Annotated in this window: 1 protein-coding gene and 1 pseudogene; one reads left to right on the top strand and one right to left on the bottom strand. The window is 64.2% G+C overall.

Annotated features, from left to right (window positions below):
- Positions 1 to 310 (top strand): CoA transferase (locus AC1DVR_RS23775; protein ID WP_478003090.1); only part of this gene is annotated, 310 nt, incomplete at its 5' end.
- A gap of 243 nt (positions 311 to 553) precedes the next feature.
- Here AC1DVR_RS23775 and AC1DVR_RS23770 read toward each other — a convergent pair.
- Positions 554 to 757, bottom strand: a pseudogene (locus tag AC1DVR_RS23770) (hypothetical protein); the annotation flags it as partial.

The raw sequence follows: 757 nt of genomic DNA, 5'->3' as shown, positions 1-757 counted from the left end.
GAAGACCAGCGCCGAATGGCTGGCCGTCTTCCGAGCGGCGGATATCGCAGCGATGCCGGTGCATTCCATCGAAAGCCTGTCGCGTGACCCGCATCTGACGGCGGTGGGGCTGATCAGCCACGAAGATCACCCGACCGAGGGGCGCGCTGCGGCGCTGCGCAGTTCGGTCCTCGCCGATGGCGCGACCCTGCCCCTGCGCACCCCCTCTGCGCCGCGTGGCTGGGATACGGCGGCGGTGCTGGACCAACTTGGCTATTCCAAGGACGAGGCGAAGGCCCTGATCCACCAAGGGGCCGCCGTTTCCGCCTGACAGGTTCGCCAAAGCCAAAGGGCCGCGAGGCCCTTTGGCATGTCGGAAGGCTCAGGCCATCACAGCCCCAGCCACCCGGCCGCGTTCCGACCACAGAAGATAGGCAGAACCGGCGAAGACCATCAGGATGCCCGGCCAATAGGTCACGTCGAGTTCAAAGCTCAGCACCAGCTAGGACACGAGGATGTTGGAGAACAGCTTAAGATCGTCAAACGGCTGCACATAGGCCGCATCCGCAGCGGCCTAGGCCAGGGTCAGGAAGTGCTGCGCGAAGTACATGATCGCACTGCCCACGAGCAGCAGGTCTAGGATCGTGCCCGTCGGCACCTCGAACCCGGCCTGAACCGAGAACAGCAGGTTCACCGGCGTCAGCAACCACATGGTGATAGTGGTCTGGGGTTCATCCTGCGTCAACCGCTTGGTGATCAGCGACGCACCGCCCAAAGT

The organism is Rhodobacter sp. P2_H5, from assembly GCF_056403335.1.
The sequence above is the reverse complement of the archived record's forward strand: the minus strand, read 5'-3'. Positions and strand labels throughout refer to the sequence as shown.